We start from the raw sequence: 17,068 nt of genomic DNA on the forward strand, positions 1-17,068 counted from the left end.
GGAGTTATTAAATAGGAAAAATAAGTGACCTATCTGTTTATCGCTGATTTACATTTGTCACCAGAACACCCTCGACTGGTTCGAGGGTTTTTTGATTTATTAGAACACTATAAATATCAAAACACGCAACTCTTTATTCTCGGTGACTGGTTTAATGCTTGGATTGGGGATGATTATACTGCGCCTTGGTTAGATGAAATTATTGAGCATCTAAAACAATTTTCCTTGCAAGCTGGTAATCAAATTTATTTTCAAGTGGGTAACCGTGATTTTGCCTTAGGGCAAACATTTTTAAATCAGTTTAATGGAAAATTACTTCCTGAATTTTATACATTTAACATTGGTAATAAAAAATTTCGTCTTGAACATGGCGATGCTTTATGTACCGATGATATTTCTTATCAACGATTTAAAAAAATTATTCGCAATCCGATTGTATTGGGACTTTTAAAAAGCACCCCACTTGGTTTTAGACAAAAACTTGCCAATGGTTTTCGTAAAAAAAGCCGTGAATCTCAACAAAATAAATCCTATGAAATTATGGATGTTAACCAGCAAGCTGTTGAAAAAGCAGTTAATAATGTCGATCTGTTGGTTCATGGTCACACCCATCGCCCTGAAATTCATGATGTAAATGGTAAAGCTAGAATTGTTTTAGGGGATTGGCGTGAAAAAACATCTGAAGCAATGATTTTAGAAGTGGATGAAATAGGAAAATGGCAATTTATAAAATGGCGAATCCGTTAAAATCTATATAACCTTGCATATTATTTTTCAATAAAACACTTTATTTTTTCAGTATTAATAATATTTTCAATAAAATTTTGAATATTTTTTAAATTTACTTTGTCAATCACAACTAAATTTTCTTCAAAAAAATATTTATATTCACTTAAATCATCTTTAATCGTTTGCTCTAGACGAACAGGATCATAAAAAGTAAAAAAATAACTTTTTTCTGAAATATCGATCATCACTATTAACCAACCTTTCTTTTCATATTCCCATTCGTAATCATGAAAATCTTGCGGTAAATGAGTATAATATGCCGTCATGTTTCCCTCTCCAATTTTTAATTATCATCTTGTTATACAATCACTTTATATCGATTTAATATTTATTTCAAACTAGCATTTCAATTTTTTTAACTTTCTCAATTTTGCATATTTATTGCACAAAATTTTATAATTCATGACAATTCTATTCGCTATAAACTCACATAATAAGAATATAATAAATTTGATTTTCAAATATTTCTATTAGGTTTAAAGATGGACTTATTAACCGTTTCAAAAACACGTTACACCACAAAAGCTTATGATTCTTCTAAAAAGATTCCTCAAGCACAATTTGCACGTTTACTTGAAATCCTGCGTTTAACCCCATCGTCAATCAATATCCAGCCTTGGCATTTTTTTATTGCTGACAATGATGCAGCTAAACAACGTATTGCTAAAGCCTTAGTCGGAAAATATAGCTATAACGCACCAAAGGTTTTAGATTCATCACATACGATTTTATTCTGTACCAAAGCAGATATTACAGAACAGCACCTGAGTAATTTACTTCAGCAGGATGATCTCAGTGGCCGCTTTAAAGATGACAAGGCTAAGCAAGGTCAAAAAGACAGTCGTACAGGCTATGTCTCTTATTATCGCAATGAAAAAGGTGATATTCAGCGCTGGGCGGAAAATCAAACCTTTATCGCACTGGGTCAAATGCTATTAGCTGCAGGTATTGAAGGTATCGATGCAACGCCAATCGGTGGTTTTGACGAAGATATTCTGACTGAAGAATTAGGCTTAATTGAAAAGAATTTGGTCCCGTCTGTGATTATGACACTCGGTTATCGTAGTGATACTGACTTTAATGCAAAATTGCCCAAGTCTCGTTTAACCCAAGAAGAAGTCTTTACTCGTCTATAACGTTTAAAGTGCTTGCTTCCACTCAATAAGTGCTGTGGGGCACATCACGTCCCTCAGCATTGAATCATAAGCATATTTTGTTAAGAGAAATCACTTTCACAGGCATCCATAAATTCATTGATTAATGCACTTGGATTGGCTCTTTTGGTCCACGAAATGGGTTCTTCATAATATTCAAGCTCATGAATAATGACTGGAAGATTTTTCCCAAATGTATCTTGAAGAATATTTTCAGAAAATAATTGCTGAACCATTTTGATTATTTGTGTAATAAACAATTGAGCAAACTGCTCGCCTTTTTCTAAAAGTTCATTAAATAGTGCATCATCTTCTTGTTCAGCATATTCCATCTGTTTTTGAGAATAATAAAATGGTGTTTGCTCAAACCATTGTGCCAAAAGCTGATCATTCTCTCCACCAATATCCCAAGACGGTTCTTGTAACCAATAGGCATAATTCCATTTCGCTTCAGCTTGACTCGAAGCTTCAGAAATTTGCGACTCAAACTGTTCAATGGTATTAAAGTTCAGCTCAACTTTGGGAAAACAAGGTTCATCATCATCACAATAATAGTACAAGGCCAAGGCGTACACATCGTGATAATTTTGTCCAATATATTGAATCGATTCAACTAACTTTACATAGCTCGTTTCATGCCAGTGCTTTTGAGTTGTTGATTCTATATTCATAACACACCTAATTATTTTTACCAGCACTCTGATGAATATGGACATTCACCAGAGTGCAAATACCAAAGTATTGCCTATATGATTAAATCGGATGCGAGCTTGCAATTTCCTGGCTAATCATCACAGCTGTTGCAGCAGACAACGTCCAGCCTAAATGTCCATGCCCTGTATTATAAAATACCCGTTCACGTTTTCCACGTTTTACCACAGGCATCATATTCGGCATCATCGGACGTAAACCCGCCCACGGGATACAATGCTCGGTTGAAATATCGAAATTCTTATTAACCCAATCTGTTAAAGGTTGGATACGATCTGAGCGGATATCTCGATTATAGCCATTAAATTCAGCGGTTCCTGCAATACGTAAACGATTAGCACCTAATCGTGACGTGACGATTTTCGCACTTTCATCGAGCAAGCTGACCCAAGGTGCGCCATTGATACTTTTTTCATCATCCAATTGTACGGTGATTGAATAGCCTTTTACAGGATAAACATTCACACGATCGCCCAATTGATTGGCCAATTGATAACTGCCAACACCGCCACAAATCACCACGGCATCTGCACTGAGTTGTTCGATTGCTACTGAGCTGCCTTCCATGTTTTCAACACTTGAGTGGTATTTAATATTCACCCCGTTGGCTGTGTGCTCTACATCAACAACTTCCATACCAAATAAATATTTTACCCCATATTTTTCAGTGGCTTTGGCAAGTCCAGTAGTAAATTTATGGATATCACCAGTTGCATCACCTGGGCAATAAAAACCACCATAGTATTCACCCATTAAACTCGGTTCGATGGATTTAATTTCTTCATTGGTCACTGCATGGCGTTCTAGACCACCTTTACATAGCAATTCATTTACACTAGTTGCAACTTTATAATCATATTCCGAATGATAGAAATGCAAGATACCTCGTTTTTCTAAGTCAAAATCAATGCCTTCTTGTTCAGCAATATTAAATAGCCTTTGACGTGCTAAAAGTGCCATTTTCACTGTATTTTGAGTATTTTCTTCATAGTGTTTGATGTTGCCAAGAAATTCAACCAGCCATGCATACTTGTGCAAATCAAAAGACGGATTGAGCAATAATGGTGCATTTTTTTTTGCCATCCATTTGATGCCTTTTAACACGGTGGATTTTTGATTCCACACTTCAGCATTACACGCAGACAATTGTCCACCATTGGCAAATGATGTTTCCATAGCAGGAAATAAATGTTTATCAATAACAGTAACTTGATAACCTAATTGAGCAAGTTCATAGGCAGAGGTAACACCTGTAATACCAGAACCAATAATGACGACATGACACATACGCACACTCCGTTGAAATGCAATATTTTTTTATTACATTGTCAATGTATGCCCCATCTGTCATGTGTACCTGAGAGCTTCGATAAAAACCTAAACTATTTAGGCCTTACCATCCCCTTCGGTGAGTCATTTCTTTTTTGTTTTCAATAGAATGACTTCTCTCCAGAGGTTTTACAATGATTACAGTCCTTTTGCCTGAGAGTTTCCGGGGTCGTTGCTCCTTCGGCGAGTCCGCAAGAGACTTCTCTCCTGCAATCATCTTTCCTTGTATTAGCAATTAATATGCCATGAATTTGTTCGAATACAAGTAAAATTGTTTAATTATTCTCTAATTTTTAAATCAAGTTCTTCAAATAGGTTTGGAAATAACTTGATCACCGACTCTCGCGTTGTTGTTGCTTGATTCAAATCAGCGCCATACTTTATCAATAATTGAAAAAGCTGTAGGACATCTTCCAAAGTTGCAACTGACAATTGATGCTGATCAAACCGTCTATTTTCAACATCTAAACAAGCTCTATGCAGCACTGTATTACCTTTACTGTCTTGAGAATTTACATCAGCACCTTTTTCAATCATTATTTCTAATAACATAAGTACAGCGTCAAAATTTTCTTTCTTCCCACGAATTTCCATTTGACTTTTTTTAATTTTATCCCACGGATCAATTGGATACTCAAAGCGAGCCAATGCCACAATTGCCATCACAGCATCATGTAATACAGGCATATTCCAAGTATTAACTTCCGATTGATCCATATAATTAACATCTGCACCATGTTCAATAAAAAATCTCACAGCCCATATGTTGAAGGTTTTAAATGCAACTTGTAATGGAGATAAACCATCATCTTTCTTCGGAGGTGCTTTAGCAACACAATTGACCAATTCAGGCTTTTTCTCAATCAGTCGTTGAATATTTTTAATTTCCCTATATCTAATGGCTGTAAACAACGCTTTCATTGTTATTTTCCTATTTAATCATGCTTTAAAATAAGATTAATGGTTTTTATATGTTCCAAATCATCAGGATATAACTCAACATTACGCATACTATGATTTTGTCGATTTAATAACCCGATTTGTTCATCCTGATAAAACTCTTGATTCATCCTTAACCCATTCACGATACAATTTGCGATGTAATCTTGTTGTCCTTGAAATGTCTGAATGTTATTTAATCTTTTTGATATTTGAATTTTAGCGTCTAAAGTCTGTTGAGGTTCAACACCCAGCATTGCTAACAATAATAAGAAGTGCTGATCATTCAATTGAAAACTCAGGAACTCTTCTAGCGTAAAAAACCATGCTTCAAAGTGCCCACCCAGATTGCCTATATATAGATCATTTAGATAATAATTAATCTGCTCTTGAGCAAACTGGATATCTACCCAAATATCCGCACTAATGGAAAATTGATAATTTCGAATGCTATTATTTTCACTGAGTAGAAATGATTGATACCACGCGGCTAATTCTTTGTTATATGGATCTAAGCCAACAGCTTCCTGAATCGCCTCATCTAAATTCAGCTCTTTTTCTTCATCAAAACCACGAAATAAAAGCAGAAACCAATGCCAAAAATGCACATTGGAAAATGAAATTTCCTGTTCTGCGACTTGTTGGTGATTTTGATTCATATCGCCTTAACAATCATCTTAGTGATTCACTGAGTCATATCGGAACACATTCAAATCATCATATTCAATTTGTGGTGTGGTTCCAGAAATAATATCGGATAATAATTTTGCTGAACCACATGACATAGTCCAACCTAAAGTTCCATGCCCTGTATTGGTATATAGATTTTGATACCTTGTTTTACCAACAATCGGTGTGCCATCTGGCGTGGCTGGTCTTAGACCCGTCCAGAAATGTGCATCTGATATGTCACTTGCATTTGGAAATAGTTGTTGTAAAACCATAAGCAAAGTGTCTTCACGGCTAGATTTTAAAGAGCGATCAAAACCATTAATTTCAGCCATACCCCCTACACGAATTCGATCATCAAAACGAGTTAAGGCAATTTTATAAGACTCATCTAGGATTGTAGAAACAGGTGATAGTGCCGGATCAACAATTTTGGTGGTGATCGAATAGCCTTTTAATGGGTATACAGGTGCATCTATCTCCAATTGTTTGAGCATTTCATGACTATAACTGCCCAATGCCATGACATAAGCATCTCCCTTGATTTTGCCACCATCTTTCAAGTGAATCGCGGTAATCCGTTCAGGATCTTTTTCTATTGATTCGATTACCGTATTAAATAAAAAATTGACCCCTTGTTTGGCTGCAAGTTCTGCCAACTCTGTTGTGAATTTTTGGCAATCGCCTGTCTGGTCATTGGGTAAACGCAAACCACCAACAAAATCGACTGTAGCATGGGCTAAAGCAGGTTCAGCCTTGATAACCCCAGCTTTATCCAGCAACTCAAAGGGTACACCTTCATGTTTTAAAACTTCGGTATCTTTGCCTGCCACATCCAATTGATGTTGTTTACGAAAAAGTTGTAATGTGCCTAGTTGACGTTCATCAAAATGAATCTTGGTCTCTGCACGTAACTCATCCAAACAGTCACGGCTATATTCAGAAATTCGTACCATTCGCTCTTTATTGATCTGATAACGATTGATATTACATTCAGCTAACATGCGCACCATCCACTGATACTGATGCATATCGCCTGTTAGCTTAATCGCCAATGGTGAATGTGGTTGAAACATCCATTTAAACGCTTTTAGTGGAATACCTGGTGCAGCCCAAGGTGATGCATAACCCGGAGAAATCTGCCCTGCATTGGCAAAACTGGTTTCTAAAGCCACATTGGGTTGTCGATCAATCACAGTGACTTCATGACCTGCTTGTTTTAGATAGTAGGCGGATGTTGTACCAATAACACCTGCCCCCATGATGATGATATGCATACTGAACCGAACCTTATACGAATTAATCGTCTTATAATAAAAATGATGTAGTTAGAGAAATAATTTATATGACTATTTTAATTTAGCACTTAGAACAGATTTAGCAATACCGATTTGATGTTGAAATGTCAGCTTTAACTCAATTTTAAATAGATAATTCATTCACAATATCACATGATTTTTAAACTATTAGGAAGCTATATAAGCGATTTAATTTTAAGAAAAATATTTTTTATTTATGTTTGATACTATTCCCTCTCTTAAAAAAGAGGAGGAATAGCTTTAGTTTGAGAAATTATAAATTGTGAAGATTTTATTTATGCGTATGGATAGACATAACAATACCAAAACTCGCCAATAACGCAATCACGGCTGATCCGCCATAACTCATCAACGGTAATGGATCACCAGTCACAGGTAAAATCCCACTAACCATACCAGAGTTTACAAATACATAGAAAAACAAGGATAAACCAATCGTACCTGCCAATAAACGACCATAGTTATGGAAGCTGCTTAAGCTAATCATCATACATCTAAAAATCATTGCAGTATAAAGTGCAAATAAGAAGAACACCCCAATAAAACCAAATTCTTCTGCATAAGTCGACATAATAAAATCAGTATGATGTTCAGGTAAATAGCCCAACTGAGACTGTGTTCCTTCTAAGAATCCACGCCCTGTCATTCCGCCTGAACCAATCGCAATTTTAGATTGGATAATGTTCCAACCTGCCCCAAGTGCATCTGACTCAGGATCAAATAAGGTCATAATCCTTTTCTTTTGATAAGCTTGTAATACAAAAGTCCAAATTAAAGGGAAAGCCAATGCCAATGCCGCTAAAGTCCCAAGAATTAAAGTCCACGACATACCACTTAAAAACAGAGCAAACACACCACCAATCACGATACCAATCGCCAAATCTGGCTGTAATAATGCTAGTACGAAAGGCACCATCATAATGATCAATGCAATTACAATGTGTTTAAACTTAGGCGGCAACGGGTTACGTGCAAAATACCATGCCATCATCAAAGGCATGGCAAACTTCATAAATTCACTGGGTTGCATACTGCCAATCCCTGGAATGGTCAGCCAGCGCTTTGCCCCTAATCGAACATCACCGACCAATAAAACCAGAATCAACAACAAAATTGCGAACAAATAAAACCAAGGGCTAATCGCTTGATATACTTTTGGTGGGATTTGTGCACAAATAAAAAGCAAAACAAAACCAACACCGAAACTCACGGCTTGTCGAATGACCATAGACATATCTTCAGAAGATGCGCTATAGACCATCAATAAACCCAAAATCGCATTGATAATTAAAAAGCCCAATAACCAAGGATCAAGGTGTAGTTTGTCCCACCTTGAAACTTTTTGATTAATACTTAAACCATCTCTGACTGATTGACGTAAAAACTTATACTGTGGCGATGGTGTCATGAATACAAATCTTAAACCTAGTTTAATCTGGTCAAATTATAGAGATAAATAGCGGTTGAGAAAATCAATCAATGCATAATTATTTTTTATTTTCATTGTTTTTACTGCTGTGATTGCAAAATTAACTTGGCTAACTCCAAATCGTCTGGATAGGTAATTTTTATATTGTCAGAACGCCCCATCACCACTTTGACAGGTTCATTGATATATTCCAATGCACTCGCCTCATCTGTAATGACAATATTATTCGCTAAAGCTGTTTCGATTGCCGTTTTAAGCTTTGAAAAAGTAGAAATTTGTGGTGTTTGTGCTTGCCACAATTGATCACGACTTACTGTTTTATTGATATCCTGCTGATTTTCAACACACTTCAAAGTATCTCTTACAGGAATTGCAAGAATCGCACTGCTGTTCAGGTTTATTGCAGTATCGATTAAGTTTTCAAGACATTGTTGTGTCACACAAGGACGAGCAGCATCATGTACAAAAACCAAGTCATCGGCTTGTGCAAATTGTTCTAAATAACGCAATGCATTTAAAACAGAGTCAACACGTTCTGCACCCCCCAAACAAAAATGGCTCAAATGTTTATTTTTTAATGGTAATGTTTGCGCATAGTGGTCTTGCTCACCAACAGCGAGTACATAACCCGCAAGCGGTAAATCGTTTAGACGCGCTATGGTATGCGCTAACACTGTTTGATTTTGGATGACTTGGTATTGTTTAAGTTCGGTTTTTGAAAAACGACGACCTGAGCCAGCCGCAGGAACAATTGCCCAAATTTTACGGTTGTTCTGGCGCAGGTTCGTTGTCATCTTCATTGGTTCTTAAATCTACACTTGGATCGGTATAAATAGGTTTGTAATGGGTACTAATTGTACTCATCTGTACAAAAGTTTCATGTGGCTTAACTAGACCGAGGTCTAAACGTGCATGTTCTTCTATGGCTTCAGCACCATTTTTTAGATCATACACTTCGGCAGCAAGAATTCGGTTGCGTTCTTTTAACTCAGCATTGACTTCAGCTTGCTGTTCAATTTGCTCTAGTAAAGCTTGATGAGGGAAATGACCACCCTCACCGAACCAAAAGCGATATTGTAATACCACAACGATTAAAATCGCGAGTACTGCAATCACTTTACTTGAAGTTGTTTTAAAGACTTCTAACATGGATTTGCGTCTTGAGTAACAGCATTAAATTAAGATGCTAATATACATCAAATATTTTGTATGAAGAACACTAAACTATGCGAAAACTGCAAAACTAGAACAAAATAACTTTTCTTTCTTTATAAAAAATAAGTGGGTGATCAATAATCTACTTTGTAATTAAAAAACTAAAAATTATCTTTATGCTAAAAACTTACATATCGCGATATTATTTATTATAAATTTTCTTTTTCAATAAACTAAGTTAATTAAATTCCTACCTTAAATTTTATTATCAATCAATTACATAATATTAAATTTCTCTTAAAACATACTATTCATGATTATTTTTTAGCGTATAAAAAAGCCATTCCCTATATCAAATAAAAGAATGGCTTTTTTTAATTTAAATCAATAAAAGATATTAATTTAAACCTTTAAACTCAGCTTTACCGCGATAAGCAGCATGAGTCAATTCTTCAATACGAAGCAATTGGTTATATTTTGCAACACGGTCAGAACGGCAAAGCGAACCAGTCTTGATTTGACCTGCTGCTGTACCCACTGCAAGATCCGCAATTGTAGAATCTTCAGTTTCACCTGAACGGTGTGAAATCACAGTGCTATAACCATTCGCTTTAGCAAGATAGATTGCATCTAAAGTTTCAGACAAAGTACCGATTTGGTTGTATTTGATTAAGATAGAGTTACCTACTTTCTCATCGATACCACGTTGTAAAATCTTAGGGTTTGTAACGAACAAATCGTCACCGACCAATTGGATTTTATCACCAAGGATAGAAGTTAAATAGCTCCAACCTTCCCAATCAGACTCATCTAAACCATCTTCAATTGAGATAATTGGATATTGTTTAACAAAGCCAGCAAGATAGTCAGCAAATTGGTTGCTTGTGAATGCTTTGTTTCCTTCACCAGCGAGAATATATTGACCATTTTTGTAGAATTCTGAAGATGCACAATCAAGCGCAAGCATAATATCAGAACCTGCTTTATAACCAGTTGTTTCAATTGCAGAAAGAATAACAGTAATTGCTTCTTCATTTGAACGTAAGTTAGGTGCAAAACCACCTTCATCACCAACTGCAGTATTTAAACCTTGTTTTTTCAATACAGATTTTAAAGCATGGAAAATTTCAGCACCAGCACGTAAAGATTCAGCAAAAGATGTGAAACCTACAGGCTCAATCATGAATTCTTGAATATCAACAGTGTTATCCGCATGTGCGCCACCGTTCAAGATGTTCATCATTGGAACAGGCATAGACAAAGTTGTTTGGCCACGAAGATCTGCAATGTATTGGAACAATTCAGTTTTCTTCTCAACAGCAGCAGCACGTGCAGCCGCTAAAGATACAGCCAATGTTGCGTTTGCACCTAATTTTTCTTTGTTTTCAGTGCCATCAAGCGCAATCATTTTGTCATCAAGCGCTTTTTGTTCAAATACGTTTTGACCTTTTAATAAGTCTTTGATTTGACCATTTACGTTTTGAACTGCAGTGCGAACACCTTTACCCAAGTAACGTGATTGATCACCGTCACGAAGTTCTAAAGCTTCACGAGAACCAGTTGAAGCACCAGATGGTGCACATGCACGGCCAACAACGCCAGAGTCTAGGATTACGTCTGCTTCGATGGTTGGGTTACCACGAGAGTCCAAAATTTCACGTGCACGAATGTCAACGATTTGGCTCATGAATAATTCCTCAGTTGATTAAAAATAAGATGCTTTCAAAGCGCATCAATGTGTATCTAACTTTTTGAAACCTTTAACTAAGGTATCCAATTCTTTTAACTGCGCTAAAAACGGCTCAAGCTGTGACATACGTAACGCACAAGGACCATCACATTTTGCATTTTCAGGGTCTGGATGACTTTCTAAAAATAAACCTGCAAGCCCTGTTGCCATACCCGCACGTGCTAAGGTCGTGATTTGAGCACGACGACCACCTGCTGAATCAGCACGACCGCCCGGTGTTTGCAATGCATGTGTGACATCAAAAAATACCGGCACATTCATTTCTTTCATGATGTCGAAACCCAGCATGTCAACAACTAAGTTGTTATAGCCAAATGACGTACCACGTTCACACAAAATGAGCTTGTTATTACCCGCTTCTAAACATTTGTTTAGAATATGGCTCATTTCACGAGGAGAAAGGAATTGTGCTTTTTTGATGTTGATAATGGCTTGAGTTTTCGCCATTGCTTCAACCAAATCAGTCTGACGACTGAGAAATGCAGGAAGCTGGATAATGTCAGCAACTTCAGCGACAGCTGCAGCTTGGTGAGGTTCATGAACATCGGTAATAATCGGAACATTAAAATGCTTTTTAATGTCGCCTAACCATTCGATGCCTTTTTCCAAACCAGGGCCACGGAACGAATGTAAGCTTGAACGATTGGCTTTATCGAAACTGGCTTTAAAGACATACGGTATCTCTAAACGAGTACAGATATCGACATACGTTTCTGCAATTTCAAAAGCCAAGTCTTTCGACTCAAGTACGTTCATGCCGCCGAATAATACAAATGGCAAGTGATTTGCCATTTGTATATCGCCTAAACGTACAATTTCTTGTGGTTTTAATTGTGACATTTAAACTTCCTAGTTTAAGTTCTTACATACTTACTTGCTGTTTTGGTGCTGCTTTTTAGCGGCATCGATAAAACTCGCAAATAATGGATGTCCATCACGTGGTGAACTTGTAAATTCCGGGTGGAATTGTACAGCAATAAACCAAGGATGTTCAGGAATTTCTACAGTTTCAACAAGATGTTGCGCTGTCGAATAACCTGAAATTTTCATACCTGCCTGTTCAATTGCAGGAATAAAACGATCATTCATTTCATAACGGTGACGATGACGTTCAGTAATTTCAGCTTTGCCGTAAACTTCACATGTTTTAGTGCCTTCAACCAATTCTGATTTTTGTGCACCTAAACGCATTGTGCCACCAAGGTTTGACTCAGTACTACGATGCTGGATTTCACCACGTTCATCTAACCATTCAGTAATTAAACCAATCAATGGGAATTTTGTTGAACGATTAAACTCTGTAGAAGTCGCTTCTGGCATAGCAGCAACATGACGAGCAAATTCAATCACGGCCAATTGCATACCTAAACAAATACCCAAGAAAGGTACTTTGTTTTCACGGGCATATTGAATTGCCTGCATTTTACCTTCAGTACCACGCTCACCAAAACCGCCAGGAACCAAGATTGCATCGATACCTTTTAATACTTCTGCAGGATTTTGGCTTTCAAGCTCTTCAGCATTGATATAGTCAATTTGAACTTTGACCCGATTTTGAATACCCGCATGTAAAAGTGCTTCATTGACAGACTTATATGCATCTGGCAATTCAACATATTTACCCACCATCGCTACACGAACTGTGTACTCTGGATTCAATAATGCTTCAACCACATGATCCCAATCCGAAAGATCGGCTTCAGGTAAGCTGTCATAACCAAAACGTTCACAGATTAAATCATCAACGTTTTGTTCATAGAATGTACGTGGGATTTGATAAATTGAACGTGCATCTTTACACACCACAACGGCACGCGCTTCAACGTTTGTAAAGAGTGCAATTTTACGGGTGGTATCTGCGTCAACATCATGTTCAGTACGACAAATCAGAATGTCTGGTTGAATACCAATCGACAATAATTCTTTAACAGAATGTTGAGTTGGTTTGGTTTTAAGTTCAGCAGCAGACTTGATATAAGGTAATAAAGTCAAATGCATCAACATGGTACGTTTATGACCAAGCTCAACCATCAACTGACGTACAGATTCCATGAATGGGAGAGATTCAATGTCACCTACTGTGCCACCGATTTCCACAATGGCAACGTCATAACCTTCGCCTGCGCGAAGAACACGTTCTTTAATATTATCCGTAATATGTGGAATAACTTGTACTGTACCGCCGAGATAATCACCACGACGTTCTTTATTTAAAACGTCTTGATAAACACGACCTGATGTAAAGTTATTTAATTTGGTCATTTTGGCACGACGTAAGAAACGCTCGTAATAACCCAAATCTAAGTCAGTTTCAGCACCATCTTCTGTGACAAATACTTCACCGTGCTGGAATGGGCTCATAGTCCCAGGATCGACATTAATGTATGGATCCATTTTGACCATGGTTACTTTTAAACCACGGGCTTCTAAAAGTGCAGCAACTGAAGCAGCTGAAATACCTTTACCTAGTGATGATACAACACCACCAGTTACGAATATAAAATGGGTCATTAAGTTTCTCGTACAATGGAGCCTAAATTGGCCTACAATGTTGTGCGATTTTACTTTACCTTGTACCAAGAAAGCAAAGTCAATTCACATCAATTCATAGAACAATAAACAATTGGCTATTCTATCAGCATTTCCAATAAAAAATTAGCACTTGATAAGGTGATTTTTAAATATCATTTTGCTGTTATACTAAGTAACATCTCTTTAATACCTTTTGTTTTGAGTCATTATGAATAAGAAATTTTTAATTTGTGGTGCAATTGCGACAGCGCTTTTGGTATCTGCTTGTGTAAAAAAAGAAGAGCCTAAAGAAGCTGAGCAAGAGAAAGTTGAAACTGCTCAACCTGCAACTTCTGAACCTACACAGTTTGAAAGCTTATCAAGTGTTGAGCAGAATAATGCACAACAAGTCGAAATTCCGGCACATGTAGAAGTTGAACGCACAGAAACAGCAAATACAACCACTGAAATTCGCCGTGAACCAACGCATGAAGCCCATGCAACTATGCCAAGTGCACAAGCGGAAAATAAACCTGCTGCAACTGAGGCGAAGCCTGCAAAAGCAGAGTCAGTAAAAACTGAAACTGCACAAACCAAAACACCAGCACCAAAAGCAAGCTCTGGTTCAGCACAATCTGAAGATGATGCTGTTGCCGCTGCCATCGCTGCTGCTACACCAGCTTTGAAAAACTAAGATTTCGCATCGCTAAAAAAGGGAAATTATAATTTCCCTTTTTTATAACTCTACATAAGTATTCAGTTGCATATGCCATATGAAACTTAATTTCTTATGTAAGTCATGAATTATTTTAATTGTACCTTTAGCTTTTAAAAACTAAGCCGCATGTTGCTTTGGCTGAACCATATTATGAACAGCGAGCACATCTGCTAAAATTTCATCTGAAAGTAATCCCTCAGCTTTGATCAAAGCCAAAACACTCTGCCCAGATTCATTTGCCATCTTTGCAATTCGTGTGGTGGTTTCATAACCTAAATATGGGTTTAACACCGTAATGATACCAATTGAGTTGTCCACTAAATGCTGACAATGCGCTGCATTGGCACGGATATTTTGAATGCATTTTTCATTCAGCATTTGCATCGCTTTGCCTAATAACTCAATAGATTCAAATAGTTTAAGCGCAATTAATGGTTCAAACGCATTTAATTGTAGTTGACCACCTTCTGCAGCCAAAGTAATTGCTAAATCATTTGCAATAATTTGATAGCACGCCAAATTCATCGCTTCAGGAATTACTGGATTTACTTTTCCTGGCATGATTGAACTACCAGGCTGACGTGGTTCCAATTGTATCTCACCTATACCAGTACGCGGCCCACTCGATAACAAACGTAAATCATTAGAGATTTTAGACAACTTTGTTGCAGTACGTTTGAGTAAACTTGATAAAAGTACAAAGTCACCCATATCTGTAGTCGCTTCAATCAAATCAGGCGAGCTTGAAATGTTTTTACCCGTGATTTCTGATAAAGCTTGAATCGCATTTAAGCGATACTCAACCTCGGTATTAATCCCCGTACCGATTGCAGTCCCACCTAAATTAATCACACTAAGTGAATCGGGCATAATATGATTTAACTTTTGCAAATCATTTTGTAAGGTATGCGCAAAAGCACTAAATTCTTGCCCTAATGTCATCGGTACCGCATCTTGTAACTGAGTACGTCCCATTTTCAAGATATCAGAGAACTCTTCAGCTTTGCGACCTAGGCTTTCAATTAGTTTTTGAAACGGTACGTTGAGATGATCCAATGCAAATAATAGACCTATTTTTATTGCACTTGGGTATACATCATTGGTCGATTGAGACATATTTACATCGTTATTGGGATGTAGATATTGATATTCGCCTTTTGCATGACCAAGAAACTCTAATCCAATGTTTGCAATAACTTCATTTGCATTCATATTTGTAGAAGTTCCTGCCCCACCCTGAATCATATCAATAGGGAATTGATTATGGTATGAACCATTTATTAATTGCTGACATGAATGCTGAATCGCTTTATATTTATTTTCTTCAATTTTATTTAATTTAAAATTAGCCTCTACACAAGCAGACTTCACCATAGCAAGCGCTTGAATAAAAATAGGAAAATGACTTAATTTATGCGCACTTAGGTTAAAGTTCTCAACCGCTCTTAATGTTTGTACACCGTAATAGCAATGAAATGGAACTTCTTTCATTCCCAATAAATCTTTCTCAGTTCTCGTTTTAATTTCAATGTTCATTTGCAATGTAACTCTACGAAGATAATCAATTCATCTTAGGTGAAACAATCTAAACTTGACCAATGTAAAAAAATATATCTGTATGCATTTTTTGCATATCACTTGTTATACTTTGCTTGAGTTAAATATTTATTGGTGATTGAACATGACGCTTGAAATTCGGTGGATAGAGGATCTTCTTGCATTAGACCAAGAGAAATCCATTTCTAAAGCTGCAGCTATACGTCATGTCACTCAATCGGCCTTTACACGTAGAATACAAAATATTGAAGAGTCGTTGGGGTTTCAAATTTTAAAGCGTTATAGTAAAAATATTGATTTTACAGATGCTGGTCAAGTCTTGCTCTCAACAGCAAAAAACATTCAGAACCAAATGGATACAACAATAAAGTATTTAGAAAAAAATATTAAGGATAATGAACTCTCAATTAAATTTGCAGTATCACACTCTCTCATCACGCAGTTTTTTCCCAAATTTATTCAAAAACTATACTCAGACTATAATGATCTAAAGTTAGAAATTATTGCTGCAAATCTGCAACAAGGCATACATTTATTAAAAGAAGGTTCTTGTGATTTTCTCATTTGTTATTGTGATCAACTCACTTTACAACAATTGGATCTCACACTTTTTACTTATCATAAAATTGTAAATATGCAAATTGTGCCAGTTACAGCAAGCAAAAATGGATTGCCTAAATACCAACTTAATCAAACCTTCCCCCTTTTGGCCTATAGTAAACAAGCCTATCTGAGAAAATGCGTAGATAAAATTATAGAAAGTAAACTCAATTACCGAACGTTATATGAAACAGATAATGCCAGTGACTTAAAAGCCTTGGCTTTACAAGGCTTAGGCGTAGCTTGGCTACCACGCTTACTGATCGAAGAAGAAATAAATGAAAATAAATTAAAAATACTTAATGGTTATAGTTTCTTTCAAGATATTTATATCGTTCGTAGCAATATTATTTACTCACAAAAGATAAATTTTGTTTGGAATTATTTAGCGCTTAAATAGGTCTTTATTTTAAATAAAGATCTTTCTTACTTCAAAAA

At 36.5% G+C, this 17,068-nt stretch carries 17 protein-coding genes and 1 riboswitch; of the genes, 4 read left to right on the forward strand and 13 right to left on the reverse strand.

The features are described from left to right. The first annotated feature begins 24 nt into the window (after positions 1-24). A complete protein-coding gene (locus ASC84_RS02760) occupies positions 25-747 on the forward strand; it encodes a UDP-2,3-diacylglucosamine diphosphatase (RefSeq protein WP_056511498.1) in 723 nt (240 codons plus the stop codon). 20 nt (positions 748-767) lie between these two features. Here the strand turns inward: ASC84_RS02760 and ASC84_RS02765 are convergent, their stop codons facing one another. Next, the gene (locus tag ASC84_RS02765) at positions 768-1,055 is read right to left on the reverse strand and encodes a hypothetical protein (protein ID WP_056511502.1); all 288 of its coding nucleotides are present in this window, start codon (positions 1,053-1,055) and stop codon (positions 768-770) included. A 216-nt stretch (positions 1,056-1,271) separates the two neighbouring features. On the opposite strand from ASC84_RS02765, the gene nfsB reads away from it, so the two are divergent. Beyond that, positions 1,272-1,925, forward strand: a complete 654-nt coding sequence (nfsB, locus tag ASC84_RS02770; RefSeq protein ID WP_056511505.1) for an oxygen-insensitive NAD(P)H nitroreductase — start codon at positions 1,272-1,274, stop codon at positions 1,923-1,925. Positions 1,926-2,005: 80 nt separating this feature from the next. Here the strand turns inward: nfsB and ASC84_RS02775 are convergent, their stop codons facing one another. The 11 genes from ASC84_RS02775 to ASC84_RS02825 form a co-directional block, all read right to left on the reverse strand. After that, positions 2,006-2,614 carry a DUF4303 domain-containing protein gene (locus tag ASC84_RS02775; RefSeq protein ID WP_056511508.1) on the reverse strand — a complete coding sequence of 203 codons (609 nt, stop codon included), beginning with the start codon at positions 2,612-2,614 and terminating at the stop codon, positions 2,006-2,008. Between the two features lie 82 nt (positions 2,615-2,696). Beyond that, a complete protein-coding gene (locus ASC84_RS02780; RefSeq protein ID WP_056511511.1) occupies positions 2,697-3,941 on the reverse strand; it encodes a D-amino acid dehydrogenase in 1,245 nt (414 codons plus the stop codon). A 173-nt stretch (positions 3,942-4,114) separates the two neighbouring features. Continuing rightward, positions 4,115-4,203, reverse strand: a riboswitch (glycine riboswitch). Between the two features lie 59 nt (positions 4,204-4,262). Next, positions 4,263-4,904 (reverse strand): ankyrin repeat domain-containing protein, encoded by a 642-nt coding sequence (locus ASC84_RS02785; RefSeq protein WP_227515080.1) that lies wholly within the window; start codon positions 4,902-4,904, stop codon positions 4,263-4,265. Positions 4,905-4,918: 14 nt separating this feature from the next. Next, a complete protein-coding gene (locus ASC84_RS02790) occupies positions 4,919-5,581 on the reverse strand; it encodes an Imm19 family immunity protein (protein ID WP_056511513.1) in 663 nt (220 codons plus the stop codon). Positions 5,582-5,599: 18 nt separating this feature from the next. After that, positions 5,600-6,868 carry a D-amino acid dehydrogenase gene (locus tag ASC84_RS02795; protein WP_056511516.1) on the reverse strand — a complete coding sequence of 423 codons (1,269 nt, stop codon included), beginning with the start codon at positions 6,866-6,868 and terminating at the stop codon, positions 5,600-5,602. Positions 6,869-7,181: 313 nt separating this feature from the next. Beyond that, positions 7,182-8,318: a rod shape-determining protein RodA gene (gene rodA, locus ASC84_RS02800; RefSeq protein ID WP_056511518.1), complete on the reverse strand. Its 1,137-nt coding sequence runs from the start codon at positions 8,316-8,318 to the stop codon at positions 7,182-7,184. A gap of 101 nt (positions 8,319-8,419) precedes the next feature. Continuing rightward, positions 8,420-9,139: a 2-C-methyl-D-erythritol 4-phosphate cytidylyltransferase gene (gene ispD, locus ASC84_RS02805; RefSeq protein WP_056511520.1), complete on the reverse strand. Its 720-nt coding sequence runs from the start codon at positions 9,137-9,139 to the stop codon at positions 8,420-8,422. Further along, the gene (ftsB, locus tag ASC84_RS02810; RefSeq protein WP_056511523.1) at positions 9,102-9,488 is read right to left on the reverse strand and encodes a cell division protein FtsB; all 387 of its coding nucleotides are present in this window, start codon (positions 9,486-9,488) and stop codon (positions 9,102-9,104) included. Before ftsB ends, ispD begins: the two co-directional genes overlap by 38 nt. Before the next feature lie 403 nt (positions 9,489-9,891). Next, on the reverse strand, positions 9,892-11,181 hold the full coding sequence (gene eno, locus ASC84_RS02815) for a phosphopyruvate hydratase (protein WP_056511525.1): 1,290 nt from the start codon (positions 11,179-11,181) through the stop codon (positions 9,892-9,894). Positions 11,182-11,226: 45 nt separating this feature from the next. Beyond that, positions 11,227-12,084: a 3-deoxy-8-phosphooctulonate synthase gene (gene kdsA / locus ASC84_RS02820; RefSeq protein WP_004719923.1), complete on the reverse strand. Its 858-nt coding sequence runs from the start codon at positions 12,082-12,084 to the stop codon at positions 11,227-11,229. Positions 12,085-12,114: 30 nt separating this feature from the next. Beyond that, complete coding sequence (locus ASC84_RS02825; protein WP_056511529.1) at positions 12,115-13,755, reverse strand: CTP synthase; 1,641 nt, start codon at positions 13,753-13,755, stop codon at positions 12,115-12,117. Between the two features lie 229 nt (positions 13,756-13,984). Here ASC84_RS02825 and ASC84_RS02830 point away from each other — a divergent pair, with 229 nt between their 5' ends. Beyond that, positions 13,985-14,449, forward strand: coding sequence for a hypothetical protein (locus tag ASC84_RS02830; RefSeq protein WP_056511531.1), 465 nt, complete (start codon positions 13,985-13,987; stop codon positions 14,447-14,449). A gap of 141 nt (positions 14,450-14,590) precedes the next feature. On the opposite strand, the gene ASC84_RS02835 is transcribed toward ASC84_RS02830, so the two are convergent. Continuing rightward, entirely contained in the window at positions 14,591-16,009 is a 1,419-nt protein-coding gene (locus ASC84_RS02835) for an aspartate ammonia-lyase (RefSeq protein ID WP_056511534.1), read from the reverse strand. A gap of 145 nt (positions 16,010-16,154) precedes the next feature. Here ASC84_RS02835 and ASC84_RS02840 point away from each other — a divergent pair, with 145 nt between their 5' ends. Beyond that, positions 16,155-17,030, forward strand: a complete 876-nt coding sequence (locus ASC84_RS02840; protein ID WP_056511537.1) for a LysR substrate-binding domain-containing protein — start codon at positions 16,155-16,157, stop codon at positions 17,028-17,030. Positions 17,031-17,068 lie beyond the last annotated feature (38 nt).

It is taken from the genome of Acinetobacter sp. Root1280 (genome assembly GCF_001425285.1).
Classification (GTDB): domain Bacteria; phylum Pseudomonadota; class Gammaproteobacteria; order Pseudomonadales; family Moraxellaceae; genus Acinetobacter; species Acinetobacter guillouiae.